Origin of the sequence: Yoonia maritima, from assembly GCF_003003285.1 — a bacterium.
Taxonomy (GTDB): Bacteria; Pseudomonadota; Alphaproteobacteria; order Rhodobacterales; family Rhodobacteraceae; genus Yoonia; species Yoonia maritima.
The window spans coordinates 214,559-238,873 of the sequence record NZ_PVTP01000001.1; the positions used below are offsets into that span (position 1 = coordinate 214,559).

At 53.2% G+C, this 24,315-nt stretch carries 25 protein-coding genes; 14 read left to right on the forward strand and 11 right to left on the reverse strand.

Annotated features, from left to right (window positions below; genetic code table 11):
- Positions 1 to 2: 2 nt before the first annotated feature.
- The 3 genes from CLV80_RS01070 to cysE all read left to right on the forward strand — a co-directional run bounded on the left by CLV80_RS01070 (position 3) and on the right by cysE (position 5,068).
- Positions 3 to 3,893, forward strand: coding sequence for a baseplate multidomain protein megatron (locus CLV80_RS01070; RefSeq protein WP_106353853.1), 3,891 nt, complete (start codon positions 3 to 5; stop codon positions 3,891 to 3,893).
- 2 nt (positions 3,894 to 3,895) lie between these two features.
- Positions 3,896 to 4,180, forward strand: a complete 285-nt coding sequence (locus CLV80_RS18535) for a DUF7742 family protein (protein ID WP_106353855.1) — start codon at positions 3,896 to 3,898, stop codon at positions 4,178 to 4,180.
- An 81-nt stretch (positions 4,181 to 4,261) separates the two neighbouring features.
- The gene (cysE, locus tag CLV80_RS01080) at positions 4,262 to 5,068 is read left to right on the forward strand and encodes a serine O-acetyltransferase (RefSeq protein ID WP_106353857.1); all 807 of its coding nucleotides are present in this window, start codon (positions 4,262 to 4,264) and stop codon (positions 5,066 to 5,068) included.
- Positions 5,069 to 5,125: 57 nt separating this feature from the next.
- Here cysE and CLV80_RS01085 read toward each other — a convergent pair whose 3' ends face one another.
- Positions 5,126 to 5,557 (reverse strand): organic hydroperoxide resistance protein, encoded by a 432-nt coding sequence (locus CLV80_RS01085; protein ID WP_106353859.1) that lies wholly within the window; start codon positions 5,555 to 5,557, stop codon positions 5,126 to 5,128.
- 109 nt (positions 5,558 to 5,666) lie between these two features.
- On the opposite strand from CLV80_RS01085, the gene CLV80_RS01090 reads away from it, so the two are divergent.
- The 5 genes from CLV80_RS01090 to CLV80_RS01110 all read left to right on the forward strand — a co-directional run bounded on the left by CLV80_RS01090 (position 5,667) and on the right by CLV80_RS01110 (position 9,214).
- A complete protein-coding gene (locus CLV80_RS01090) occupies positions 5,667 to 6,095 on the forward strand; it encodes a MarR family winged helix-turn-helix transcriptional regulator (protein ID WP_106353861.1) in 429 nt (142 codons plus the stop codon).
- A 76-nt stretch (positions 6,096 to 6,171) separates the two neighbouring features.
- On the forward strand, positions 6,172 to 6,615 hold the full coding sequence (locus CLV80_RS01095; protein WP_106353863.1) for an RrF2 family transcriptional regulator: 444 nt from the start codon (positions 6,172 to 6,174) through the stop codon (positions 6,613 to 6,615).
- A 3-nt stretch (positions 6,616 to 6,618) separates the two neighbouring features.
- On the forward strand, positions 6,619 to 7,503 hold the full coding sequence (locus CLV80_RS01100) for an NAD(P)/FAD-dependent oxidoreductase (protein ID WP_106353865.1): 885 nt from the start codon (positions 6,619 to 6,621) through the stop codon (positions 7,501 to 7,503).
- A gap of 163 nt (positions 7,504 to 7,666) precedes the next feature.
- Positions 7,667 to 8,266 carry a toxin-activating lysine-acyltransferase gene (locus tag CLV80_RS01105; RefSeq protein ID WP_106353867.1) on the forward strand — a complete coding sequence of 200 codons (600 nt, stop codon included), beginning with the start codon at positions 7,667 to 7,669 and terminating at the stop codon, positions 8,264 to 8,266.
- Positions 8,267 to 8,269: 3 nt separating this feature from the next.
- Complete coding sequence (locus tag CLV80_RS01110) at positions 8,270 to 9,214, forward strand: Hint domain-containing protein (RefSeq protein ID WP_106353869.1); 945 nt, start codon at positions 8,270 to 8,272, stop codon at positions 9,212 to 9,214.
- Between the two features lie 41 nt (positions 9,215 to 9,255).
- Here the strand turns inward: CLV80_RS01110 and CLV80_RS01115 are convergent, their stop codons facing one another.
- Genes CLV80_RS01115 through pdhA form a run of 3 tightly spaced genes read right to left on the reverse strand, consistent with a single transcriptional unit; the run spans position 9,256 to position 12,939 of the window.
- Positions 9,256 to 10,557, reverse strand: a complete 1,302-nt coding sequence (locus CLV80_RS01115) for a pyruvate dehydrogenase complex dihydrolipoamide acetyltransferase (RefSeq protein ID WP_106353870.1) — start codon at positions 10,555 to 10,557, stop codon at positions 9,256 to 9,258.
- 12 nt (positions 10,558 to 10,569) lie between these two features.
- Positions 10,570 to 11,934, reverse strand: a complete 1,365-nt coding sequence (locus tag CLV80_RS01120) for a pyruvate dehydrogenase complex E1 component subunit beta (RefSeq protein WP_106353872.1) — start codon at positions 11,932 to 11,934, stop codon at positions 10,570 to 10,572.
- A gap of 3 nt (positions 11,935 to 11,937) precedes the next feature.
- Complete coding sequence (gene pdhA / locus CLV80_RS01125) at positions 11,938 to 12,939, reverse strand: pyruvate dehydrogenase (acetyl-transferring) E1 component subunit alpha (RefSeq protein WP_106353874.1); 1,002 nt, start codon at positions 12,937 to 12,939, stop codon at positions 11,938 to 11,940.
- A 381-nt stretch (positions 12,940 to 13,320) separates the two neighbouring features.
- Here pdhA and CLV80_RS01130 point away from each other — a divergent pair, with 381 nt between their 5' ends.
- The gene (locus tag CLV80_RS01130) at positions 13,321 to 13,842 is read left to right on the forward strand and encodes a hypothetical protein (protein ID WP_106353876.1); all 522 of its coding nucleotides are present in this window, start codon (positions 13,321 to 13,323) and stop codon (positions 13,840 to 13,842) included.
- A 133-nt stretch (positions 13,843 to 13,975) separates the two neighbouring features.
- On the opposite strand, the gene CLV80_RS01135 is transcribed toward CLV80_RS01130, so the two are convergent.
- The 3 genes from CLV80_RS01135 to CLV80_RS01145 form a co-directional block, all read right to left on the reverse strand.
- Positions 13,976 to 14,275: an FtsB family cell division protein gene (locus CLV80_RS01135; RefSeq protein ID WP_106353878.1), complete on the reverse strand. Its 300-nt coding sequence runs from the start codon at positions 14,273 to 14,275 to the stop codon at positions 13,976 to 13,978.
- Positions 14,276 to 14,392: 117 nt separating this feature from the next.
- The gene (locus CLV80_RS01140; protein WP_106353880.1) at positions 14,393 to 15,322 is read right to left on the reverse strand and encodes a class I fructose-bisphosphate aldolase; all 930 of its coding nucleotides are present in this window, start codon (positions 15,320 to 15,322) and stop codon (positions 14,393 to 14,395) included.
- 121 nt (positions 15,323 to 15,443) lie between these two features.
- On the reverse strand, positions 15,444 to 16,328 hold the full coding sequence (locus tag CLV80_RS01145) for a LysR family transcriptional regulator (RefSeq protein ID WP_106353883.1): 885 nt from the start codon (positions 16,326 to 16,328) through the stop codon (positions 15,444 to 15,446).
- Between the two features lie 107 nt (positions 16,329 to 16,435).
- Between CLV80_RS01145 and CLV80_RS01150 the strand changes: the two genes are divergently transcribed.
- Positions 16,436 to 17,176, forward strand: a complete 741-nt coding sequence (locus tag CLV80_RS01150; RefSeq protein WP_106353885.1) for an SDR family oxidoreductase — start codon at positions 16,436 to 16,438, stop codon at positions 17,174 to 17,176.
- Between the two features lies 1 nt (position 17,177).
- Here the strand turns inward: CLV80_RS01150 and CLV80_RS01155 are convergent, their stop codons facing one another.
- Complete coding sequence (locus CLV80_RS01155) at positions 17,178 to 17,951, reverse strand: hypothetical protein (RefSeq protein WP_106353888.1); 774 nt, start codon at positions 17,949 to 17,951, stop codon at positions 17,178 to 17,180.
- 47 nt (positions 17,952 to 17,998) lie between these two features.
- Complete coding sequence (locus CLV80_RS01160) at positions 17,999 to 19,174, reverse strand: phosphoglycerate kinase (protein WP_106353890.1); 1,176 nt, start codon at positions 19,172 to 19,174, stop codon at positions 17,999 to 18,001.
- 129 nt (positions 19,175 to 19,303) lie between these two features.
- On the opposite strand from CLV80_RS01160, the gene CLV80_RS01165 reads away from it, so the two are divergent.
- The 3 genes from CLV80_RS01165 to CLV80_RS01175 all read left to right on the forward strand — a co-directional run bounded on the left by CLV80_RS01165 (position 19,304) and on the right by CLV80_RS01175 (position 21,435).
- Positions 19,304 to 19,810: a peptidylprolyl isomerase gene (locus CLV80_RS01165; protein ID WP_106354416.1), complete on the forward strand. Its 507-nt coding sequence runs from the start codon at positions 19,304 to 19,306 to the stop codon at positions 19,808 to 19,810.
- A complete protein-coding gene (locus tag CLV80_RS01170; RefSeq protein ID WP_106353892.1) occupies positions 19,803 to 20,348 on the forward strand; it encodes a peptidylprolyl isomerase in 546 nt (181 codons plus the stop codon). The genes CLV80_RS01165 and CLV80_RS01170 overlap by 8 nt, the downstream gene beginning before the upstream one ends.
- A gap of 169 nt (positions 20,349 to 20,517) precedes the next feature.
- Positions 20,518 to 21,435 (forward strand): DMT family transporter, encoded by a 918-nt coding sequence (locus CLV80_RS01175; protein ID WP_106353894.1) that lies wholly within the window; start codon positions 20,518 to 20,520, stop codon positions 21,433 to 21,435.
- On the opposite strand, the gene CLV80_RS01180 is transcribed toward CLV80_RS01175, so the two are convergent.
- Positions 21,392 to 22,792 (reverse strand): protein adenylyltransferase SelO, encoded by a 1,401-nt coding sequence (locus CLV80_RS01180; RefSeq protein ID WP_106353896.1) that lies wholly within the window; start codon positions 22,790 to 22,792, stop codon positions 21,392 to 21,394. The genes CLV80_RS01175 and CLV80_RS01180 overlap by 44 nt on opposite strands.
- Positions 22,789 to 23,730, reverse strand: a complete 942-nt coding sequence (locus CLV80_RS01185) for a nucleoside hydrolase (RefSeq protein ID WP_106353898.1) — start codon at positions 23,728 to 23,730, stop codon at positions 22,789 to 22,791. Before CLV80_RS01185 ends, CLV80_RS01180 begins: the two co-directional genes overlap by 4 nt.
- A gap of 342 nt (positions 23,731 to 24,072) precedes the next feature.
- Here CLV80_RS01185 and CLV80_RS01190 point away from each other — a divergent pair, with 342 nt between their 5' ends.
- Positions 24,073 to 24,315, forward strand: a complete 243-nt coding sequence (locus CLV80_RS01190; protein WP_106353900.1) for an EF-hand domain-containing protein — start codon at positions 24,073 to 24,075, stop codon at positions 24,313 to 24,315.

The window sequence follows — 24,315 nt, forward strand, 5'->3', positions numbered from 1 at the left end:
TCATGGCGACAATCGTTCTTTCCGCAGCTGGTATGGCTATTGGCGGTTCAATCGGTGGCACTGTCATGGGGCTGTCTATGGCGACCATCGGTCGTGCAGCAGGCGCTGCGATTGGCCGTCACATTGATCAAAAGATCATGGGCGCAGGTAGCGAACCTGTTGAAACGGGGCGTGTTGATCGTCTGCGTTTGACGGGCGCGAATGAAGGCGCTGACCTGCAGCAAATCTATGGCCGTATGCGCGTTCCCGGGCAGGTAATTTGGGCGTCGGAGTTCAAAGAAAGCAGTAAGACATCTGGCGGCAGGAAAGGTGCGCCGCCGACGCCTGAGGTCAAATCGTTCTCGTACACCGTCAGCATTGCGATTGCGCTTTGTGAAGGTGAGATTAGCCGGGTAGGCCGGATTTGGGCCGATGGCACCGAGGTGTCGCAAGATGATCTCAACATGCGCGTCTACACAGGCGCGATGGACCAACAGCCCGATCCCAAGATCGCCGCAGTGGAAGGGGGTGAGAATACCCCTGCCTACCGAGGCACCGCCTATGTCGTGTTCGAAGACATGCCGCTTGCGCAGTTCGGTAACCGGATCCCGCAACTGACGTTCGAAGTCATGCGCGCCGGTGAAGAAGAACTGGGCGATCTGGTTACGGGTGTCGCCCTGATTCCGGGTACAGGTGAATACGGGCTTGCTACCTCGCAGGTCTATATGTCGCCGTCATACGGTGAACAGGTCGCGGTTAATACGAATTCACCCCTAGGGCAAAGCGACTTTAGCGTCTCTATGGATGCGTTGCAGGGCGAAGTCCCGGCGTGTCAGTCCGTTGTTATGGTGGTCTCTTGGTTTGGTGATGACCTGCGCTGTGGTGAATGCCAGATCATGCCGAAGGTAGAACAGCGCCAAGTCGATGCGGAAGCGATGCCTTGGGGGGTGTCAGGTGTCACTCGTGCCACAGCCGAGGAAGTTCCCGAACTAGATGGTGCGCCGGTTTATGGGGGGACGCCAACCGATGCTTCTGTCGTTGAGGCACTGCGCGATATGAAGTCTCGCGGTCTATCGCCCGTGTTCTATCCGTTCATTCTGATGGAGCAGCTAAGCGATAATACTTTGACCGACCCGTGGACCGGGAACCCCGGCCAGCCTGCACTGCCTTGGCGTGGACGCATCACGACGACGCTTGCCCCATATATGGATGGCACTACTGATGGCACCGCAGGGGCAGTGTCCGAGGTGTCGGCATTTATGGGGCATGCGACTGCGTCTGATTTCAGCGTTGATGGAACGACCGTTAGCTATACTGGCCCTGCTGATTGGGGGTATCGCCGGTTCATCCTTCATTATGCACACCTATGTGCAGCAGCCGGTGGCGTGTCCGCATTTTGTATCGGGTCCGAGATGCGGGCGTTGACCCAAATCCGTGGTGACGGGAACAGTTTTCCTGCTGTAGATGCCCTGCGCCAGCTGGCAGCTGACGTCCGAGCGATCCTTGGGACAGATTGTAAGATTAGCTATGCGGCTGATTGGTCTGAATACCACGGGTACCAACCCGCAGGGACTGCTGACAAACTATTCCATCTCGACCCGCTGTGGGCTGATCATAATATCGATTTCATTGGGGTCGATAACTACATGCCATTATCCGATTGGCGGGATGGGGACGATCACGCTGATATAGAAGCCCAATCTATTTATAACTTGGATTACTTGCGCTCCAACGTGGCTGGAGGAGAGGGGTATGATTGGTACTACACGACACCGGAGGCACGCGAGGCCCAGCGTCGCACGCCGATCACTGATGGAGAAGGCGAGCCGTGGGTGTGGCGCAATAAGGATTTTCATGGCTGGTGGTCTAACCCGCACCATAACCGAATAGATGGGGTCCGAGAGGGGAGCCCAACAGCGTGGATCCCCGAAAGCAAACCGATCTGGTTCACTGAATTCGGCTGTGCCGCCATTGATAAGGGCGCGAACCAACCCAACAAGTTCATTGATCCCAAATCATCAGAGTCCCGATTGCCCCATTACTCTAATGGGAACCGTGATGACTTTATGCAGATGCAATACCTGCGTGCCGTGTACGGGTATTTCAGCGAAGTCGCGAATAACCCGGTCTCAACGGAATACGGGGGGCCTATGGTCAATACGAGCCGTATGCACGTATGGGCATGGGATGCGCGGCCATATCCGTTCTTTCCCGGTAACCGGACGCTCTGGTCTGATGGAGACAACTATGCGCGGGGGCATTGGTTGAATGGACGGGTGAGCAACCGCGCATTGGCCTCTGTGGTTGCCGAGATATGTGAGCGCTCTGGGGTGACACGCTATGACGTGTCACGGCTATACGGTGTGGTGCGGGGTTTTGCCGTGCCCAACATCGGCTCTGGCCGCTCTGCGTTGCAGCCATTGATGATGGCCTACGGCTTTGATGCGATGGAGCGCGATGGTGTGCTTGTCTTTGAAAACCGTGCTGGGCGTGCGGATCATGTGCTGACGCATGATGATCTGGCCATTGATACCGAAAAGGATCAATCAATAGCGCTGACGCGCAGTCCAGCCGCCGAAGTCGCAGCGCGTATTCAGCTGGTTCACCTTGACAATGATGGTGACTACGAGGCCATTGCCGCAGAGGCAGTACACCCAGACACCCAAACCTATGGGGTTGATAAGACCGAAGTTCCGCTTGCATTGACCCGGACAGAGGGGCGCAACACGGTAACCCGCTGGTTACAAGAGGCGCGTGTTGCGCGAGATCAGGCCAGCTTTGCCTTGCCGCCGTCGCAAATGCAGGTTGGGGCAGGTGACGTTGTCGCGCTGGATACCATCGATCATCGTGGTCGCTATCGTGTTGACCGGGTTGAAGAAGCCGGTTTGCGATTAATCGAGGCCACGCGTATTGACGCCGAAGCCTATCGTGGCCAGACATTTGACGGTGACGGACCCGTGTTACAGCCATATGTCGGCCCAGTCCCTGTTGAGGCGCTCTTCATGGATCTGCCGATGTTAACTGGCGATGAACTACCCACTGCTCCCTACGTCGCCACGGCAGGGCGTCCTTGGCCTGGTAGCATCGCCCTTTATGGCTCATCCGAAGATAGCGGTTACACGTTGCAGACCGTGATGGATCGCTCGGCCACGATTGGTCTTACCGCAGGTGTGGTCAGACAAGGGCCTAGTGGTATTTGGGATCGGCAAGCTGGGCTTGAGGTGAGATTGATCAACGGGGAACTTAGTTCTTCCAGCGATGCTGCCGTTTTATCAGGTGCGAATACAATCGCGATTGGTGACGGGACGCCCAATAAATGGGAGATCATCCAGTTTCGTAATGCCGTGCCTATCGCAGAGCGCACATATCGTCTGACTGGTTTGCTGCGTGGGCAGGCGGGTAGTCGTGGGGTAATGCCAGACGAATGGCCTGTCGGGTCGCGTGTCGTTGTGATGGATGGCACACCAGAGCAAATCACCAGTGCGCCTGCACTGCGCGGTCTTCTTCGGCATTTCCGCTACGGCCCTGCAAAGCGCCCAATGAACGACGCCAGCTATCGCTATGCGCTGCATACGTTCAAGGGCAATGGGCTGCGCCCTTATCCTGTGGCACATTTGCGATCCAAACTTATTGCCGATGCCATTGAGCTTTCATGGATTCGAAGCTCGCGGATCGACGGGGATATCTGGGGCGAAGGTGATATCCCGCTTGGCGAAGAAAACGAAACCTACCAAATATGCGTGATGCAAGACGGCATCGTGCGGCGTCAGGAAACCGTTGATACGCCAGTCTGGTCCTATAGCGACAGTATTCGCGCCGCAGAGGTCGGGTCATTGCCCTACCGGATAGAGGTGGCACAGGTATCAACACGATACGGCGCTGGGCCATTCATGGGGGTGGATATGCAGGTGTAACCATGCGTCCGGTCCAACTGGCCGATCTTGAAGTCGCCGTGTGGGTGCTATTGGCCGTGCCAGTGCCCGCACGGCACCAGATGGTCATTCAATTATACCAGGAGGCGTCAATTGCTGAGCAGTACCGAAAAACGACAGGAAAACTGCATCCTCTGTATGGAAACGGGACGCTCATGTCGGCAGCACAGAAACACGCAATGATGCCTCGAAATGCCTTTTGCGATCCAGATTACTTGCGGTGCATGGCAATTCTTGCGACCGAATTGTCGGTCGATCGCGATCGGTGATACATAAAATCACAGCTTTGTTCTTGGCGACAGTACCCTATATGATCTACACAAAGGGTCTGAAACGCAAAGGATACCCCTATGGCACATCTGAAACCCTCACTGCGCGAACTTGATCCAGTTTGGCAGCGCATCTGTTCCGAGGCAGAAGAAGCTATCAAAGCAGAGCCTTTGATCGGTGGTATGATTCATGCCTGTATCCTGCATCACAACAGCTTTGACGATGCTTTGGCTTATCGGCTGTCGATGAAGCTCGCATCGCCAGAGATGTCCGAGCAAATCATCCGCGAAATTGCCGACGCAGCTTACGATGATGACGCTTCGCTAACGGCTGCCGCGCGCGCCGATATCGTGGCAATCTTTGATCGTGATCCAGCTTGTCACCGTTTCTTGCAGCCGCTCATGTTCTTTAAGGGCTTTCAGGCCGTACAGGCATACCGCCTAGGTCATTGGCTCTGGCTGCAAGGCCGTCGCGATCTGGCTTACTTTGTACAGATGCGGGTGAGCGAACTTTTCGGCGTTGATATTCACCCAGCCGCGAAGATCGGGCAGGGGATCATGATTGATCACGCGCATTCCATCGTTGTTGGTGAAACTGCTGTGGTTGGTGATAATGTTTCGATGTTGCATTCCGTCACGCTTGGCGGGACAGGCAAAGAAGATGACGACCGCCATCCTAAGATTGGCAATGGTGTACTCATTGGCGCGGGTGCCAAGGTGCTAGGGAACATTACGGTGGGACATTGTAGCCGGGTTGCTGCGGGGTCAGTCGTTCTTGATGATGTGCCGCCAATGAAAACTGTCGCAGGTGTACCAGCTCGGATCGTAGGCGAGGCAGGGTGTTCTCAGCCGTCGATGACGATGAACCAGTTTATCGACACAAAATAAGACCTAAATCGTCGAAACACGATGCAAAGCGGGGCAAATATGCCCCGCCTTTGTGTATTATGCAGCGCGAGTTGGCGTGATTTCTAGCGATCCACGTGTCGCATCTGAATATGGGCAAACGTGATGCGCGCCGGCAATCAAATCGTCTGCAACATCATCGGCAACGCCGGGCAGCGAGACTTCGATCTCGACTTTGATACCGAACCCATCATCATCGCGTGGTCCAATGCCGACAGTTGCAGTGACTTCTGCATCTTCGGGCACAGCAATCTTTTTACCACGCGCGTATGCTTTCATTGCACCAAGAAAACAGGCCGCGTAGCCAGCGGCAAACAGTTGTTCAGGATTTACACCTTCACCACCAGCACCACCAAGTTCCTTAGGGGTTGCCAGTTTGAGATCGAGCGCGCCATCGTGGGTTTTTGACGTACCATCGCGTCCCCCCGTTGCAGTCGCCTTTGTGGAATAAAGAACTTTTGAAGCAGGCATATCGATTCCTTTCATTTGATTGTGCAATAATATTTATCGTGCGATATTAATATGTCAATGCTTGCGATTGTATCGCGTGATAACTAAATTGGCATCACAGGAGATACCGATGACTACATGTACGATCACGCTTGACGATATGATTTGCTTTGACGTTTACGCGGCAAACTTGGCAATTGGTCGACTGTATAAACCATTGCTGACGCAGTTCGGCGTTACCTATCCTCAGTACCTTGTGTTGATGTCCTTGTGGGAAAAGGACGGACAGACTGTCGGCGAGATAGGCGCTTTACTCGGACTAGAGAGTTCGACGCTGACGCCTTTAATCAAACGATTGGCCACAGCGGGTCTGGTGACGCGCCTGCGCGCGGTTGAAGACGAACGCCGAGTCCATATTTCGTTGACCGACAAAGGGCGTGATATGGCGAACAGTCGCGATCAAATGGCTGAATGTTTGGTCGGCGCAGCTGGTCTGACGTTACAAGAGTTTGGACAGCTAAGGGAATTGCTTCGTAAGCTGCGGTCGAACCTAGCATAATCTCAAGTCACCACAAATAGACGTCTGCATTTCAACGGGCTTGTACTTTGATGCGAATCGTAACATTAATAGTTACATGAAAAAAGATAGCCGCCTTTCCTCTGTCTTGCATGCGATTCTTCATATGGCAGAGCAAGATAAGCCTATGACGTCTGACGTTCTTGCGATGTGTATGAAAACCAATCCTGTTGTCGTGCGTCGCACGATGGGCTTGCTGCGCAACGCGGGGTTAGTCACGTCTGAACGGGGGCATTCAGGTGGGTGGCGTATCTGCGCCGATCTTAACAAAGTGACGTTGTACGACCTTCACGACGCGCTCGGAGAGCCCTCTATATTTGCGATCGGTAATCGGCATGAAAGGCCTGACTGCTTGGTTGAACAGGCGGTGAATGCAGCGCTGGACGATGCATTTGCCGATGCACAAGCGCTTTTGATTTCACGTTTTAAGACCGTAACACTTGCAAAACTTGCCGATGACTTTGCACATCGGCACGCGAAATACCGACAACAAAAGGAATAAATCATGACCTATGACGTGATCGTCATCGGGGGCAGCTATGCCGGAATGGCCGCTGCCCTGCAGCTTCTACGCGCCCATAGGAATGTGCTGATTATCGATGCAGGCGAACGACGCAATCGGTTTGCGGCACACGCGCATGGGTTTTTAACCCAAGATGGCATTGACCCTGCACAAATCGCCGCAACAGCGAAAGCGCAGCTAGAACAATATCCGACACTGAAATGGGTGACGGGTAAGGCTGTTAACGCGCAGGGCGATAAAGACGACTTTCAAGTAATAGATGATAAAGGCGAGGTTTTTCACGGCCGTCGTGTGATCTTTGCTATGGGGGTGTCGGACACATTGCCTGACATAGAAGGCTTGCGTGATCACTGGGGTAAACGCGTATTTCACTGCCCTTATTGCCATGGTTATGAGCTAGGCAAAGGGCATATCGGTGTCATTGCAACCGGGCCAATGTCTCTCCATCAGGCGCGGTTGATGCCGGAATGGGGGGATGTTACGCTTTTCTTGAACGACGCGTTGACGCTCGATCATGAAACGCAAAAAATGTTGATGGCGCGCGACGTGTGTATTGAAACGACGCCCATTACTCGGCTTGATAATAATGCGGACGTTCTGCTTGAAGACGGGCGCAGGCTGTCCTTTTCAGGTCTATTTACAGCGTCCACAAATGCGCCAACTTCGCCAATCGCAGAAAACCTTGGCTGCGCAATTGTTGAAACGGGATTTGGCACCATGATCGATACCGACAATGGAAAGCTGACCAGCATTCCTGGTGCATACGCATGTGGGGATGTGGCGCGGGTCCCACATTCTGTGTCGCTTGCTGTGGGGGATGGCGCATGGGCTGGTGCCCAAGTACATGCGTCTCTTGTTTTTGGATGACGAAATAAAGCCCGGGGTTGAATTGGGCGGGCAATAAGGTATTTCCTTTTTTGGTAATGCCTTATTCGCGCCATATATTTTAATTCTATTAATGGTGAAAAATTATGACTTTATTTATTTCATGAGAATACTATTTTGACGGTCAATTGGCGAAGATGATTATATGGCAGATTTACCTCAGTCCGATCGAATGCTACGCAAGTCCATGCGCCACTTAGCGAATATTGACCAGTCCAATGCGCAGGTATCTGACCCATCAAAATCACTCCCTCAAGACTGGTTTGATCTGTCTCAATCGCAACTAATAGATTTGGGTGCATTCTTTTTTTTAGCATCGTTAACGCGATTTCATCGTCCGCGATCACTGGCCGGTGAATTTGCAAATTTTGAACCTGCACTGAGGCTTAATCAGTACCGGATATTTCGATCAAACGGTTTTCCACGATCATTCATGACTTGGGCGGGGCTTAATCCACCAGCAGAACGGAAATTCGCAGTCGACCAGTGCCCTTTGGCGCCAGAGGACTGGAATTCGGGGACATCAAAATGGGTGGTCGATTGGGTTGCGCCATTTGGCCATACTGCACAAATGATCAAGGTTCTGGCAAAAAATGACCAAGAGCTTTGCGTGCGCACCTTGTGGCACAACCGCACAGGCACGCGTGCGCGGGTTATCGAATGGTCCCGTGTGCGGACAGATGCGCCGATTCAGGTCTCATCTTACGGGCGACAGCAGTTCGCACGTGTTCTGGAAGGGAAATAGGGTATGGGCGCACCAACGATTGATGGGGATATTGTCGGGAGTGTTATCGAAGACAGCGGTGATATCGTCAGTGGTGACTTGGACGATGTCGGCTTATTGACTGGAAATGACGACGATACATGGACCATTTCGCTGAACAGTACCTATGGAAGTGCAGCAATCAATGCGGATGGTCAATGGACATACACGTTGGACGATACGAATGCGGTCGTAAATGACTTGGATCCGGGCGAGACCTTAACAGATACCTTCACAGTCAGGATGGTCGATATCAACGGCGGGTCAGACACGCAGGAAGTTACAATCACGATCTCAGGCGTCTTTTGCTTGTCTGGCGATATGCGGATTGAAACGGCGACTGGTCTAATGCGTATTCAGCATCTTAAGGTTGGTGATCGTGTGTTAACCGAAAACGGCTATCAGAAAATTAGATGGATAGGGTCCCGCAAGTTAGGTGAACATGAATTTGCGAATAACTCTAAATTCCGCCCGATCCGGATTATGACTGGGGCATTAGGAAATAACCTACCAGAGCATGATTTAATTGTATCGCGTCAACATCGTATGCTCGTAGATTCCAGTATTGCAGAGCGTATGTTTAAAGGTGCTCGTGTCCTCGTGCCTGCGATTAAGCTAGCCGCTTTACCTGGTATTTTCGTCGACGATAGCATTGATTCTGTTGAGTACTTTCACCTGTTGTTTGATCAACACCAGATTATTTATGCCGAAGGTGCACCCACAGAAAGTCTATATACAGGACCTGAAGCATTAAAGTCCGTCGGCCCTGATGCGCGGGAAGAGATACTGGCAATTTTTCCAGAACTCGCCAACCGAGACTACGCTGCGAAGCCTGCATACCCAATCCCGCCCGGAAAACTTCAGCGCGAGTTGGTGGAGAAGCATTTGAGTGACTTTGAGCCGGTTATGCGTTCAGTAAGCAATGATTAAAATAGCCCTGCAAATGTGCAGGGCTATTTTTAGTGCGGTTTCTAGGCCAGCATTGTCATTGGGTTTTCAAGGTTGTCCTTGATCGCGTTCAGAAGGTTTGCACCCAGAACGCCGTCAATCACGCGGTGATCGACTGACAATGTGCTGGACATGATGGTACCAACGGTCAGCTCGCCATCCGCTCCGACGATCGGTTTCTTGACGCCCGCACCAACCGCCAGAATGGCCGAGTGTGGTGGATTTATGATTGCGTCAAAGTTGTCGATGCCGAACATACCAAGGTTGGAAATCGCGAACGACCCGCCTTGATATTCATGCGGCGCAAGCTTGCGATCGCGCGCCCGGGTGGCCAAGTCTTTCATCTCGCTTGAGAGGGCAGACAGGGATTTGCTGTCAGAGTCCTTCAAAACTGGGGTGAACAAACCACCATCAATGGCCACAGCAACTGCGACGTCAGACTTTTCGAACTTCAGCGTGCGGTCACCAGCCCAAACAGCGTTGGCCTCGGGGACTTGCTGTAGTGCAAGCGCGCAGGCTTTGATGATAAAGTCGTTGACCGACAGCTTCACGCCACGTGGTTCAAGCTGTTTGTTCAACTGGCTACGGAATTTCAGCAGGGCATCAAGGTTGATGTCACGGCGCAGATAGAAATGCGGCACCGACTGTTTTGCTTCGGTCAGGCGGGCAGCAATAGTTTTGCGCATCCCGTCCAGTTTGACTTCTTCGAACGGACGATCCGCATATGTTTTTAGAACCGCATCCGTTGATGGGCCAGCCGCCAATTTAGCAGCAGGCGCGTCAGCCTTGGCAGCTGCGGGTGCAGCAGCAGCTTTCGGTGCAGCGGTCGCGTTTTCAACATCTGCTTTCACGATACGACCATGTGGGCCGGAACCGGTGATCGCGGCCAGATCAAGACCTTTGTCTGCAGCGATACGACGTGCCAAAGGTGTCGCAAACACGCGGTTACCATCTTTGACAGGTACAGCTGGGGCAGGGGTGGCGACCTTATCGGAGCCCCCAGCGGGGGCCGCCTCTGCGGTCGCGGCAGGCTGCGCTGCCGGTGCTGCCGTAGGCGTCGCGGAAATGTCATCTGCGCTTTCGCCGTCTTCCAGCAAGATGGCGATCACATCGTTGACCTTCACACCTTCAGTGCCTTCGGCGATCAGGATTTTACCCATCACGCCTTCGTCGACGGCTTCGAATTCCATCGTGGCTTTGTCAGTTTCGATCTCGGCCATGATGTCACCAGAGGAAACAGTGTCGCCCTCTTTGACGTGCCATTTGGCCAATGTGCCTTCCTCCATCGTGGGGGACAGGGCGGGCATCAGGATTTCTGTAGGCATCGCGTTGTCTCCTTAGCGGTAGGTCACTTTTTTGCAGGCGTCGACAACTTCGTCGGCGGTCAGCAAAGCGTGTTTTTCAAGGTTGGCTGCATATGGCATTGGAACGTCCTTGCCGGTGCAAGTGATGACTGGGGCATCGAGATAATCGAACGCCTCTTGCATGATGACGCCGCTGATATAGCCACCGACTGAACCCTGCGGCCAGCCTTCTTCGACGGTGACGCAGCGGTTGGTCTTGCGGACAGATGCAAGAATGGTTTCGGTATCCATCGGGCGCAATGTACGAAGGTTGATCACTTCGGCGTTGATGCCTTCTTCGGCCAGCTTTTCTGCTGCAGCCAAAGCGTAAGTCATGCCAATGCCGAAGGACACGATGGTTACATCGTTACCAGTGCGTTCGATCTTGGCCTTGCCAAATGGAATGGTGAAGTCATCCATGACGGGCACATCGAATGACTTGCCGTACATGATTTCGTTCTCAAGGAAGATCACCGGGTTGGGGTCACGGATCGCAGTCTTCATCAGACCTTTGGCATCCGCCGCAGAGTAAGGCATCACGACCTTAAGACCTGGAATCTGCATGTACCAAGCTGCGTAGTCTTGGCTGTGCTGAGCACCCACGCGTGCTGCTGCACCGTTTGGACCACGGAACACCATCGGCGCACCCATCTGACCGCCAGACATATACAGCGTCTTGGCAGCAGAGTTGATAAGATGATCAATGGCTTGCATAGCGAAGTTAAATGTCATGAACTCGACGATTGGCTTTAGTCCACCAAAGGCAGCACCAGTTGCGATACCAGCAAAACCGTGTTCGGTGATCGGCGTGTCAATCACACGCTTTGCGCCGAATTCATCCAGTAGACCTTGGGATATCTTATAGGCGCCTTGGTATTCGGCAACCTCTTCACCCATCAAAAACACGTCTTCGTCGCGCCGCATTTCTTCAGCCATCGCATCACGAAGAGCCTCGCGAACGGTGGTAGATTTGACTTCAACATCAGCGGGCCAATCGGGTGTCGTGTCCACAGCCGGGGCCGCAGGTGCCGCAGCAACGGCCGGGGCGGCCTGCGGTGCAGCAGCGGCGGGTGCCGCAGCCGGGGCAGGTGCTGCGCCGGCTTCTGGAACAGCTTCGCCTTCTTCAACCAAGATCGCGATGACGTCGTTCACTTTGACACCTTCGGTGCCTTCAGCGACGACGATCTTACCAACGATACCTTCGTCAACGGCCTCGAATTCCATCGTGGCTTTGTCGGTTTCGATTTCGGCCATGATGTCGCCGGATGAAACAGTGTCACCTTCTTTGACGAGCCACTTGGCAAGCGTGCCTTCTTCCATTGTTGGGGAAAGGGCGGGCATGAGAATTTCGGTTGCCATGGCTTACGCCTCCACTTCTGCGTAAATGTCTGTCCAAAGCTCTTCCAATGCTGGCTCTGGGCTTTCCTTTGAGAACTCAGCAGCGTCGTTGACGATCGCTTTGATCTCTTTGTCGATGGCCTTCAGGTCATCTTCGGTTGCGTGTTTGCCGGTCAGCAGCATGTCCCGGACCTGTTCAATCGGGTCACGTTCATCACGCATTTTCTGGACTTCTTCACGGGTCCGGTATTTCGCAGGGTCAGACATAGAGTGACCACGGTAGCGATATGTTTTGACCTCTAGGATGTAAGGGCCTTTCCCGGCACGGCAGTGCGCAACAGCACGTTCACCGGCGGCTTTCACAGCCAGCACATCCATACCGTCAACTTCTTCGCCTTCGATACCGTAGGCCGCGCCACGTTCCCAAAGCGATGGGGACTTGGTTGAGCGCACAACAGATGTACCCATGGCGTAACCGTTGTTTTCGATCACGAAGACAACAGGCAAATCCCAAAGTTCAGCCATGTTGTATGTTTCATAAACCTGACCTTGGTTCGCAGCGCCATCACCAAAATAGGTAAAGGTCACGCGGTCATTGCCTTTGTACTTGTCAGAAAACGCAAGACCGGCACCCAGAGGCACCTGAGCACCAACAATACCGTGGCCGCCATAGAAATGCTTCTCTTTCGAGAACATATGCATTGAGCCGCCCTTACCTTTAGAAAACCCGCCTTCGCGGCCAGTCAGCTCTGCCATGATGCCCTTGGGGTCCATGCCGCAAGCCAACATGTGGCCGTGGTCGCGGTAAGATGTGACGCGCTTGTCGCCTTCTTCCGCTGCAGCCTCTAGGCCAACAACAACGGCTTCTTGTCCGATATAAAGGTGGCAGAAACCGCCAATCAGGCCCATGCCGTACAGCTGGCCTGCTTTTTCCTCAAATCGACGGATCAGCAACATTTCACGGTAATGACCCAGCAATTCCTCGGCTGAGACGTTTGGTTTCGCGGCGGCCTTTTTGGGCGGCATGGGGGCTCCTCCAGCGTTTTTGCAATATAGTTTAATGTTAAACTATCTTATAAGGGAAGTGTGCGCGGATTACGAGGGGTAAAGTGAAGTGGGTGCGATGTGGGTAATGTGAAGCTTCAATATTACGAAGTTTTGCGTAGCCTGCACTGCTATATGTCGTTTGGTGCGGGCCGCAGCGAAAGATAACTACGAGCCCAATTCAACCGATGCTGCGTCGCAAATCAATGGCTGCTTTTTCAGTATTCAGAGCAATTGCGTTTGACTGGTGTCGGTGCTCTATGATGGGCTGATATACGAACTTGTCCGAACATTTTGGTCTCGCGGCACACTATCCAATCAAAATCCAGCGTTTTGGACGCGGACATCCTAATAGAGGCCGTGATGTTAAAAACTGTTACCATTGAAGAACGCGCTGTCCCGTGGTTTTGGGCACTGATGTCCGGTGTGATAGGGCTGATGTTTCTGGCATTCGGTTTTTGGCTATTTGTAACCTTAACAATAGACACTCTGCGCTTCTTTTTCGGAAACGCGCATCCCCCTGAGCGCTATGTTTTATTCCCATTTGGCATAATAATTTCAATACTGCTCGGGGCTTTGCTTGTTTGGGTGTTTATTAACCCATCTAAAAAGCTGGTCTTCGACGCGGCCACGCAAGACGTTCGTGTGAAATATCGTTATCCGTTCGGCTATACACGCAATGACGTGTTTGCGCTGAAGGAAATAGGCCAGCCAGAAGTGGTTTGGCATAGAAATTCTGACTACTCTGAAGGCGGGTACTGGAAGCTCACGGTGACATTGCCTGATGGCCGTAAGGTCGAACGTCGGCCACTGGATTCTACGACGGCAGACCAAAAAGAGCAGGCCAAAGTATGGCAAGCAGAAATTGAAGCAATGCGCCAGTAGCACCCTTTTTGCTTCAGGCTCCACTCCGTCAATGTAAATTCATTCGACATCTTCCCTCGGAAGCAGCCCTTGGCGCAACGGCCGTGAACGGCAGCAAAGTCCCGCACAGCAGACTTTTGGGATGGTGCAAATGCTACCGAATAACGACTTCATCCGCCCGAATTAGCCCCAGTACGTCGCGGGCTTGTTGGTCGAGCAGGTCAAGATCAAGGTAATTGTCCGACAGGCGCGAGGTGAGGTTTTCCATGCGCCCCACCTCCGCCTGAAGGATTGCCAGTTCCTGTTCCAGCGCGACGCCCTCCGCTTGGATCTCAATACGTTTGAATAGACCGTAATCCCCTTGCACAGCGGCAAAGGTGAAATACAGCCCAAGCATTAACGCGCCTAGGAAATACAAAAGGGTGCCCATCGGGGGGCGGTTACGTCGGAACATGTGCTTGCCTCAAATGTCACCTCTTGCGGGTAACTGAAGCTAGAATCGCACAGATGATTCGGAATGTGAATCCCCTATTTTCCATAAATAGGGGATAATCACATATTTTTAGCGGCTTTACGCTTTGCCGCGGTAGATATCCATCAGCTTGCCAAGCATCGCCAATGCATCGTCGCGATCGCGCTGGAACGAGTTACGTCCGATGATCGAACCATTGCCGCCGCCATCGCGAATTGCGCGCGCGTCGTCATAGACCGCGTCAGCACCTTTGGCTGCACCGCCAGAAAAGACCATCAGGCGGCGACCGCCCAATGTGCTTTCGACACAGTGCTTGACGCGTGCGGCTTGCGTGGAAATGTCGATACCTTCGGCTTCATACACTTTTTTCGCTTCGGGCAGGGACAGATGATCGGTCGACAACTTGATCTTGATGATATGCGCGCCCAACAACCCAGCGATTTGTGCCGCATAGGCGGCGATATCGATCGCTGTTTCACCGTCTTTGTCCAGTGCTTCACCGCGTGGGTAAGACCATATCACGGTCGCAATGCCTTTGGCCGCAGCTTCACGGCGCATTTCGGCAATGTCGCTGAACATGTTCAATGCGGCGGACGACCCAGGGTACACCGTGAAGCCAATTGCAGATGCGCCGAGACGCAGCGCATCATCTACAGACGCAGTAATCGCCTGCGTTTTTGGGGCTGCATCAGGGATAAGGGAATTGGCTGAATTCACTTTAAGGATGGTCGGGATTTGACCAGCGAATGTGTCGGCGCCAGCCTCTAACATCCCCAAGGGTGCGGCATAGGCGTTAAGTCCGGCATCAATGGCAAGCTGAAAGTGATAATGTGGATCATAGGCTGCGGGGTTTGGTGCAAATGACCGCGCCGGCCCGTGTTCAAATCCTTGATCAACTGGAAGGATGATCATCTTACCTGTTCCGCCAAGCTTCCCTGCCATCATAATAAGGGCAAGGTTTGCTTTGACGCCGGGTGTTTCACCTTCGTAGTTTGCTAAAATGCGTTGGACGGCTTTCGTGGTTTTCATGACGTGGCATCCCTTTAATGCTGTTCGCTCATAGGGGCTTTAGCAGCCAGAAAATGCAGTACAATAACGGTTGCGCTAACACTTTGAATGTTTGCGTTAACACTATGGAAACGGGCGGAATTTAGCCGAATTTCAGCGCGGAAATCCAATCTAACACAACGCGCACACGTGGTGAAAGGTGACGGTCTTTCGGGTATAATGCCGCAAGTGGAGAGGGCGTTGGTTTGTTGTCGGGAAGCAACTCTAACATGCGTCCGCTATCCAGATCATCGGCCAACCGGTACCGTGGAATTTGGGCAATACCCAAGCCCGTTCGCGCCGCAGAGATCAGGGTTTCAGTACCCGTCACCGTTAAAGCGGTCGATAGCTTGCGGGTGACGACCTTGCCGTCACAGATGAAGTCGAGCGAAAGGACATCTTGTGTTCGGCTTGAGAAAAAGCCGATCATCTGATGCTGGTCTAAATCATCAATATCCCGAGGGACGCCATGCGCCGCAACATATGATGGCGCTGCAACCGTGACTTCCTTGAGCGCCCCTAAAGGACGACGGATCAGATCACTGTCATTCAGTGGGCCGGTACGCAAGGCAACGTCAACGCCTTCGCGGATCAGATCAACCAGCCGTTCTCCTTCGGACAAAACGAGCTCGAGTCTAGGGTAGCGAGCCAAGAATGCGGGTAGGGTTGGCAGCAACACCTCACGTGCAAGCGAACCAACCGCATCAAGTCGGACGCGCCCGGCGGGTTCCATCCCTTTGAATGCGGCTTCTGCATCTTCAACAGTTGCGGTGATGTCGCGGCAGCGATCATACCATGCTGTCCCATCGGGCGTTGGCGACACCACGCGTGTGGTTCGGTCCAAAAGTCGGGTCGTCAATCGGGCCTCTGTCCGTTTCACCGCATCAGTAACCGTCGATGGTGGTAATCCTAATGCGGCAGCCGCGCCGCGAAAGCTGCGTGCATCAACGACATGCATGAAAATGCGCATTTCATCGATCCGATCCATGTTAGCCCTTTTGTGCGAAAAATTCAAATAGTGAAATCGATATTGGAGATATTATCCGTGAATGACAAATCAACTATCTCAGTCCTATCAGAAACAGGAGACTGAAAATGCCAAATGATACGCAAAAATCGGCCATCGTTACTGGGGCATCGCGCGGTATCGGTGCCGCAATTGCACTGCGGCTTGCCACCGACGGATATGCTGTCGTCGTTAATTACGCCGGACGCAAAGAAAGCGCCGATGCAGTCGTCGGTCAAATAAAGCAGGCTGGTGGTACGGCAATCGCGATGCAGGCCGATGTCAGTGACCCCGCACAAGTCAAAATGCTCTTTGATACTACCGCACAGCGCTTTGGCGCACCGCATGTCCTGGTGAACAATGCTGGCGTTATGATGCTTGCTCCGCTGGTTGATACGACTGACGCTAACTTCGATGCAATGGTCGCAATTAATCTTAAGGGCGTGTTTAACTGTTTGCGTGAGGCCGGAAATCAGATGCCTGAAGGGGGGCGGATCGTTAATATTTCGACGTCGGCTCTGGCTGTTAACTTTCCCGGCTATGCGGGGTACTGCGCAGCAAAGGCGGGCGTTGAGGCAATGACACCAATCTTTGCCAAAGAACTGGGCGGGCGTAACATCACTGTAAACGCAATCGCACCGGGCCCCGTCGGCACAGAGCTATATCTAACCGGAAAAACCCAAGAGCAGATCGATTTTGTTGCCGGGTTGAATCCAATGGGGAGGATTGGTGAACCCAACGATATCGCGAATGCGGTCTCGGCAATGGTGAATGACGATACAAAGTGGACCAACGGCCAAACCATCCGCGTTAATGGTGGTATGGCCTAGGTCATTCGTTAGGGGGCGATGGTGGAGCAGGCGCGGTGGGAATCTTACGGTTCAGCCAGTTTTCAACGTACCTGCTTCGCCACATTCCGCCATTTTGTTGCACGATATTTTTAAACCGACGGGGCCTACCTGCCATCGCGGAGGCGATCAATGGGGTCAAAGAATCTTGTTGTTTTAGCCGCGCCGCTAAGGCGTGACCGTAGCCCCGTAGAATGAAATGTCTGTAGCCTTGTACCTCGGGGAACCGAAGTGCGTGAACTAATTCACCCCGAGACGAGCCATGGACTATATAAGTTTGTTGCTGCGTGTTTGGTAAAAGCTCCACGCTTTTATATTTGTATTCAGTGATATTTTTCCTGAAATTACTCCAGCGCGCTTCAGCGGGAACGACATCCGGGTGCACAGAATACTGAGGAGTAAGGGCAATAGTTGTGTTCGTCGGTAGCTGTGGGCTAAGAAGCAACGCCATAGTGGCACCCATTGAGTTTCCCAATAGGACTAAGTTATTGATAGAATGTTCCTCCATCAATAACTTGATAAGTCCTATGATTTCGGCATCGATCCCTGGGGAGTTGAGCCAGCTTCGGCTTTCGTCACTGATGAATAATACGTGGTTGCAGTTGTTTGTAGTGGCGGCTCCAAAGAACTCGATCTTCGGGGGCTTTCGGCGAGAGTGCCCCACGCCGCTAAAAACCACCATAAGCTGATCATTTACCCCCTCTACGTACTTTACTATCAGAGGGTATGAACTGGCGATGTCAATGAGTTCGACCAACGCTAAGCACCTTTCTCGTCTTGTAACGGATGGTAAGAGGCTAAGTCTTATCCTAATGCTGCAACGCCGGGCAGTTCCTTACCTTCCATCCATTCGAGGAATGCACCGCCAGCAGTCGAGATGTAGGTGAATTCATCGCCGTGGCCCGATGCGTTGATCGCTGCGACCGTGTCGCCGCCACCGCCGACCGATACCAACTTGCCGACTTTGGTTTGGCCTGCGATTTTGTTCAAGATTGCAAACGTACCAGCGTGGAATGGTTCAAGTTCAAACACGCCTAGCGGGCCGTTCATGATCAGTGTTTTGGCACCATCGACAACGCCGTTGATATAGGCAACGGTTTCGGGGCCAGCGTCAAAGATCATCGCGTCGTCAGGGCATTCGGTCGCGGGAACTGTTTCGTTTGCAGCATTGGCTTTAAATTCGCGTGCGATAACGATGTCACGTGGCAGAATGATTTCGCATCCGGCAGATTCGGCCTTTGACAAAATTTCGCGCGCGGTGTCGGCCAAATCATGTTCACACAGTGATTTGCCTACGTTGATGCCTTGCGCAGCGAGGAATGTGTTCGCCATGCCGCCGCCGATTACGAGGTGATCAACTTTACCAACCAGATTGCCTAGCAGGTCGAGCTTGGTTGAAACTTTTGCGCCGCCAACAACAGCAACAACCGGGCGTTCTGGGGAACCAAGTGCCTTTTCCAGCGCGCCTAATTCTTCGGCCATCAAACGACCGGCACAAGCGGGCAGGAGGCGCGCAATTGCTTCAGTACTGGCATGTGCGCGGTGCGCTGCAGAAAACGCGTCGTTCACGTAGATGTCAGCAAGGCTAGCAAGACGTTTTGCAAAACCTTCATCGTTCTTTTCTTCGCCCGGATTGAAACGTAGGTTTTCAAGCAACAACACGTCGCCTTCTTCCATCTCTGCGACGGCATCCGCATAGTCGCCGTTCACGAATGTCACGGGCAGGCCCAAAACATCTGAAACGGCAGGGGCAATGATCTCAAGCGACATTTCAGGGACGACTTGGCCCTTTGGGCGCCCAAAATGGGCCATTAGGATGACTTTGCCGCCTTTGGCTTGAATGTCATCGACCGTGGCGGCGATGCGTTCGATCCGGCTTGTATCCGTGACCACGCCGTTTTCGACAGGCACGTTGATATCCACACGCACCAATGCGCGCTTACCGGCAAAATCCATATCGTCCAGAGTTTTCCAAGTCATTTGCTGTTCCTTTAGGGCGGGGTTCAGCGCTTTGTTGCGGCAATCATGCGCCCGCGTCAACTAGACGTGCTTGGCATTTTGCGCTTAGGCACATATGTCTTTGGGCAATACAGAAAAGAGGAGCCCAAAATGGCCGATATTAAAGATCCAGAAAACACTATCATCATGACCCTTAAAAGTGGTGACGTTGTTATCGAATTGCTGCCTGATGTGGCTCCGGCCCATACAGCACGTATGAAAGAGCTGGCGCGCGCGGGCAAATACGACAACGTTGCATTCCACCGTGTGATTGACGGTTTCATGGCGCAGACAGGCGACGTGGCGAACGGCAACATGGAAGATAACTTTAACATTGGCCGTGCTGGTACAGGCGGTTCTGATTTGCCTGATTTGCCTGCTGAGTTCTCAAAAATCCCGCACGCACGTGGTTCTTTGGGCGCGGCACGTTCGCAAAACCCGAACTCTGCGAACAGCCAGTTCTTTATTAACTTTAAAGACAACGACTTCCTGAACGGTCAGTACACTGTTTACGGTCAGGTGACTTCTGGCATGGAACACGTTGATGCGATCGTGAAAGGCGAGCCGCCAATGAACCCAGATCGCATGATCAGCGTAAAAGTTGCTGCCGATGTATAAGGTAGCAGCCCTATTAGCCGTGATGGCCACGCCAGCGTTCAGCGCGGGTCTGGAGATTGATGTCGAAGGCGAAGCTAACGGTACAATCGTCATCGATCTATTCGAAGACATTGCGCCACTGCACACGGCCCAAATCACTGCGATTGCCGAAGCGGGTAGCTATGATGGTGTGGTTTTTCACCGCGTAATCGACGGTTTCATGGCGCAAACCGGCGACGTACAAAACGGTGTGCTGGGTGGTGATCTGTCGATGGCCGGTACCGGCGGTTCTGAATTCGCTGACATTCCTGCCGAATTCTCGGACCGTCCGTTTGAACGTGGTATCGTGGGTATGGCTCGCGCGCAGAACCCGAACTCTGCGAACAGCCAGTTCTTTATCATGTTCGAGCCAGGTTACTTCCTGAACGGTCAATATACCGTTGTTGGTGAAGTCACCGAAGGCATGGATATCGTCGACACGATCAAACGCGGGGCTGGGCAAAACGGGTCTGTTATCGGTAAACCTGATGTCATGACTGCGGTACGCGTGACCGAATAATCCATTAAAGTGCCCCCTTTAGATAAGGGGCACTTTAACCTTTCCGGAATATGGTCCATTTGCCGAGGCATATTATGCAAGTTTACGGGTAACTTGTCTGTTTTATTGTCAGATGTCTGATCCCAGCTAAGGCCTTGACTTAGCAGGGCTATCGGAATCAGTTGCATCTATGGAACGCAAATCACAAATCGATACGTTTGGCGCAGTTGCGTTGACAGGCTTTGCCCTTTTTTTGGCTTTCAATCAGGTGGTGATTAAGGTCACTAACGGTGGGTTGCAGCCCGTGTTTTTTGCCGGATTACGTTCGGCAGGCGCGGTCGTTTGCATTTGGATGTATCTGCGTTGGCGCGGCATCCCATTGCGATTTGAACCGGGAACGCGTTTGGCTGGGTTTGTCGCGGGCGTATTCTTCGGTTTCCAGTTTTTATGCCTATTCGTGGCGCTTGATCTCACAACAGTTGGGCGTTCAGCAGTCATCTTTTATTCGATGCCGGTGTGGCTTGCGATTATTGCACATTGGGTCATGCCAAATGACAAAATCACGCCCGTCAAAGCGGTCGGGCTCGCCTTTGCAATGTCAGGGGTTGCTTGGGCGATGCTCAGCAGGAATTCAGGCGCAGGAAGCATCTGGGGTGATCTGGCGGCCCTTGGTGGCGCTTTAGGCTGGGCAATTTGCGCCATGCTTGCAAAGGCGTCACCGCTGTCACGGGTTCGCCCCGAAATACAGTTGTTTTGGCAAGTAGCGGTGTCAGCCCCAATCCTTCTGATTGCGGCGTTCTTCTTTGGGCCGTTTGTCCGGGAATTGGGGCCCATTCATATTGCAGGGTTGGCTTTCCAGATTGTCGTCGTGGTCAGCGCCGGATTTATCCTTTGGCTCTGGCTTTTGTCGATTTATCCTGCCTCTGGTGTGGCATCGTTTAGCTTTCTTTCGCCAGTACTGAGCGTTGGACTGGGGTGGTTGCTGTTGGGTGAAACCGTGGGGCCAAACCTGATCGGCGCTTTGGTTTTGGTCGCAATCGGAATTGTCCTGATCAACCGACCCACTAGGTCCCGCAAAACGTCCGCGTCACCCGTTCATTCCGCGTAGGCGCGCGTGCGAATTTTTCGGTCGTATCAGTCAGCGCGGCGTAGGGCTGTGTCACTGCGGCCAACATCTCGTGAAACGGTGCAAAGTTACCCTCGCGTCCGGCTTGGATCACGGCCTCGACTTGATGGTTGCGCGGGATGATTTGCGGGTTCGCGGCCGCCATGATCTGAGCAGCGTTGGGCGATTTGCGGGCCTCCCAGCGTGTTTTCCATGCGTCAAAGGCATCTCTGTCTAAAAACTGATCGCGTGCGGTTTGCTCAGCTAAGTTAGCAAAGACATTGGTGAAATCAGCGCCATCAGTTGCCATCATGTTTAACAGGTCTTTGATAAGCACGGTGTCGTCTTCGTGCAGTTCATCAATGCCCAGCTTTGCTGCAAACACGCCCTTCCAAGCCTTGATATATATATCGGGAAAGCGGTTCACTGCTTCGCTGAATTGTTCAATCGCCTCGTCTTGATCTGGCATCAGCGGGATCAGTGCAGTAGCAAATTGCGCCATATTCCACGCGCCAATACCCGGCTGGTTTGAATAGGCATAGCGGCCCTGTTGGTCGATTGCGCTGAACACCTGATCAGGATGAAATCCGTCGATAAAGGCGCAAGGGCCATAATCAATCGTCTCACCCGCGATGGACACGTTGTCTGTGTTCATCACGCCGTGGATGAACCCCAGCCCCATCCATTTTGCAATCAGGTGCGCGTAGCGTTCGATGACCTGATCCAGCAGTTCAGCAGGTCCAGTCGCCGTAGGGTAATGGCCAGCGATAACGTGGTCTGTCAGAGCTTGCAGCGCTTGCATATCCTGACGTGCGGCAAAGTATTGAAACGTGCCGACGCGAATATGGCTTTGGGCGACACGTGTTAATACCGCGCCGGGAAGGACTTCTTCGCGGATTACGTCTTCGCCTGTCGTCACGGCGGCCAGCGCACGGGTCGTCGGAACACCCATCGCATGCATTGCCTCAGATACCAGGTACTCGCGCAAAACTGGCCCAAGCCAAGCACGCCCATCACCACGCCGCGAGAACGGCGTTTGGCCTGATCCCTTTAGCTGGATGTCGCGGCGTATGCCATCTTTGCCCACGACCTCACCCAATAGGACAGCGCGGCCATCGCCCAGCTGGGGGTTCCAGTTGCCAAACTGATGGCCCGAATAGGCCTGCGCGATAGGGGATGCGCCTTCGGGTATTTCATTGCCGGCAAAGACAGCGACGTCAGGATCCCCCGACAATCCCAACAGCTCGGCCAGAGGCTGGTTAAATGAGATCAATGTGGGGGATTGCACAGGCGTTGGACGCTGCGCCGCGTACATCTGCGCAGGTAGCTTTACATAACTATTGTCGAACGGGATTTTCACAGCCGCGCCAATCTGTCAGCCAGTAGGGTGTAGAACCTATCACTGTCCAAATCGCCGATGAACAGCGCATTTGGTTCGCGATCTGTCACGCCCCACCAATCGGCGACGGTCATGCCAAGTGTAAGTTCGGATTCTGTTTCGATTTCGACGTTGATTTTGCGGCCCGTAAAGAGTGTCGGATCAATAAGATAGGCGATCGTGCAGGGATCATGCAGGGGGGCGCCTTCGGAGCCGTATTTTTCCATATCAAACCGTTCAAAGAAATCAGTCCAAGCGGCAACCATATCGCCCACCTTTGTGCCCATCGTACGGAAAGCTTCGATATGAGCCTTTGTCGTGAGCGCCTTATGGGTCACATCTAGGGGCATCACGACCAATGGCACACCAGAATCAAAGACGATTTTGGCGGCTTCTGGATCGACGTAGATGTTGAATTCGGCCGCTGGGGTAATATTGCCCACTTCGAAATAAGCACCACCCATCAAGACGATCTCTTGAATCCGTGGAATGATGTCCGGCGCTTTTTCAAAGGCCGTCGCGATATTGGTAAGCGGACCAATCGGGCACAGTGTAACGGTGCCTTCGGGTTCAGCGCGCAGCGTTTCAATAATGAAGTCAACGCCATGCTGTGCTTGGAGCTGCATTTTGGGGTCGTCCAGCTGTGGACCATCCAGCCCGGTTTTGCCGTGGACATGTTCAGCAGTTACCAGTTTGCGGTGCATCGGTGCTGTGCAGCCAGCGAAAACCAACGTGTCAGGCTTGCCAGCCAGTTCACACACGATCCGTGTGTTCTTTTCAGTCAGTGGGAGAGGTACATTGCCTGCCACCGCGGTGATCCCCAAAACGTCTATTTCTTCAGGAGACGCGAGCGCCAAAAGGATCGCAACCGCGTCGTCTTGGCCGGGGTCAGTGTCGATGATGATTTTGCGCGGTGCCATGTCGGTTTTCCTGTCGTGTTTCCGCCCCAGAGTGTCCCTTGCACGGGGCAGGGGCAAGGGGGTAAACGTCAACTTTCTCAAGTGGTTTTTCGATCACAATCGCGGCATTGGGGTGGGTCGGCCAAGCATTGCCATCTATATCTGAATTAAGAGTGCTTTTCGGCTAAATTGTGCCTAATGTGGAAACATAAGCGCATTATTGCATTCTTTGTTTCCCGTTCTGGCGGGGCTTCGCCGTTTTCGCTTTGCTTTGCTAACGGGCATGGTAAGCGATGCAAAGGACGACCATGTGTTATGGCGAAGGCAACAAGACCTTCGTAATGTCCTTAATGGAGAACGAAAATGACCCATGTTAAAACACTTCTGGCACCAGCTGCTATCGTGATGACGCTTGCTGTTCCTGCATTCGCGCAGGACGCAGCAATCGATATCAATGGTGACGGAATGTACAGCTACCCAGAGCTGACAGCTGTTCTGCCCGACCTGACAGAAGCTGACTTTGAAGCAATGGATGTTTCTGCTGACGGCCTGCTGGACGCTGACGAAATTGCCACAGGGCAAGAAGCTGGCCTTCTGCCAAGCTAA

Excerpts from the sequence above, each read along its gene's own strand:
- CLV80_RS01070 (WP_106353853.1), top strand. The coding sequence starts at position 3 with ATGGCGACAATCGTTCTTTCCGCAGCTGGTATGGCTATTGGCGGTTCA.
- CLV80_RS18535 (WP_106353855.1), top strand. The coding sequence starts at position 3,896 with ATGCGTCCGGTCCAACTGGCCGATCTTGAAGTCGCCGTGTGGGTGCTA.
- cysE (WP_106353857.1), top strand. The coding sequence starts at position 4,262 with ATGGCACATCTGAAACCCTCACTGCGCGAACTTGATCCAGTTTGGCAG.
- CLV80_RS01085 (WP_106353859.1), bottom strand. The coding sequence starts at position 5,557 with ATGCCTGCTTCAAAAGTTCTTTATTCCACAAAGGCGACTGCAACGGGG.
- CLV80_RS01090 (WP_106353861.1), top strand. The coding sequence starts at position 5,667 with ATGACTACATGTACGATCACGCTTGACGATATGATTTGCTTTGACGTT.
- CLV80_RS01095 (WP_106353863.1), top strand. The coding sequence starts at position 6,172 with ATGAAAAAAGATAGCCGCCTTTCCTCTGTCTTGCATGCGATTCTTCAT.
- CLV80_RS01100 (WP_106353865.1), top strand. The coding sequence starts at position 6,619 with ATGACCTATGACGTGATCGTCATCGGGGGCAGCTATGCCGGAATGGCC.
- CLV80_RS01105 (WP_106353867.1), top strand. The coding sequence starts at position 7,667 with ATGGCAGATTTACCTCAGTCCGATCGAATGCTACGCAAGTCCATGCGC.
- CLV80_RS01110 (WP_106353869.1), top strand. The coding sequence starts at position 8,270 with ATGGGCGCACCAACGATTGATGGGGATATTGTCGGGAGTGTTATCGAA.
- CLV80_RS01115 (WP_106353870.1), bottom strand. The coding sequence starts at position 10,557 with ATGCCTACAGAAATCCTGATGCCCGCCCTGTCCCCCACGATGGAGGAA.
- CLV80_RS01120 (WP_106353872.1), bottom strand. The coding sequence starts at position 11,934 with ATGGCAACCGAAATTCTCATGCCCGCCCTTTCCCCAACAATGGAAGAA.
- pdhA (WP_106353874.1), bottom strand. The coding sequence starts at position 12,939 with ATGCCGCCCAAAAAGGCCGCCGCGAAACCAAACGTCTCAGCCGAGGAA.
- CLV80_RS01130 (WP_106353876.1), top strand. The coding sequence starts at position 13,321 with ATGTTAAAAACTGTTACCATTGAAGAACGCGCTGTCCCGTGGTTTTGG.
- CLV80_RS01135 (WP_106353878.1), bottom strand. The coding sequence starts at position 14,275 with ATGTTCCGACGTAACCGCCCCCCGATGGGCACCCTTTTGTATTTCCTA.
- CLV80_RS01140 (WP_106353880.1), bottom strand. The coding sequence starts at position 15,322 with ATGAAAACCACGAAAGCCGTCCAACGCATTTTAGCAAACTACGAAGGT.
- CLV80_RS01145 (WP_106353883.1), bottom strand. The coding sequence starts at position 16,328 with ATGGATCGGATCGATGAAATGCGCATTTTCATGCATGTCGTTGATGCA.
- CLV80_RS01150 (WP_106353885.1), top strand. The coding sequence starts at position 16,436 with ATGCCAAATGATACGCAAAAATCGGCCATCGTTACTGGGGCATCGCGC.
- CLV80_RS01160 (WP_106353890.1), bottom strand. The coding sequence starts at position 19,174 with ATGACTTGGAAAACTCTGGACGATATGGATTTTGCCGGTAAGCGCGCA.
- CLV80_RS01165 (WP_106354416.1), top strand. The coding sequence starts at position 19,304 with ATGGCCGATATTAAAGATCCAGAAAACACTATCATCATGACCCTTAAA.
- CLV80_RS01170 (WP_106353892.1), top strand. The coding sequence starts at position 19,803 with ATGTATAAGGTAGCAGCCCTATTAGCCGTGATGGCCACGCCAGCGTTC.
- CLV80_RS01175 (WP_106353894.1), top strand. The coding sequence starts at position 20,518 with ATGGAACGCAAATCACAAATCGATACGTTTGGCGCAGTTGCGTTGACA.
- CLV80_RS01185 (WP_106353898.1), bottom strand. The coding sequence starts at position 23,730 with ATGGCACCGCGCAAAATCATCATCGACACTGACCCCGGCCAAGACGAC.
- CLV80_RS01190 (WP_106353900.1), top strand. The coding sequence starts at position 24,073 with ATGACCCATGTTAAAACACTTCTGGCACCAGCTGCTATCGTGATGACG.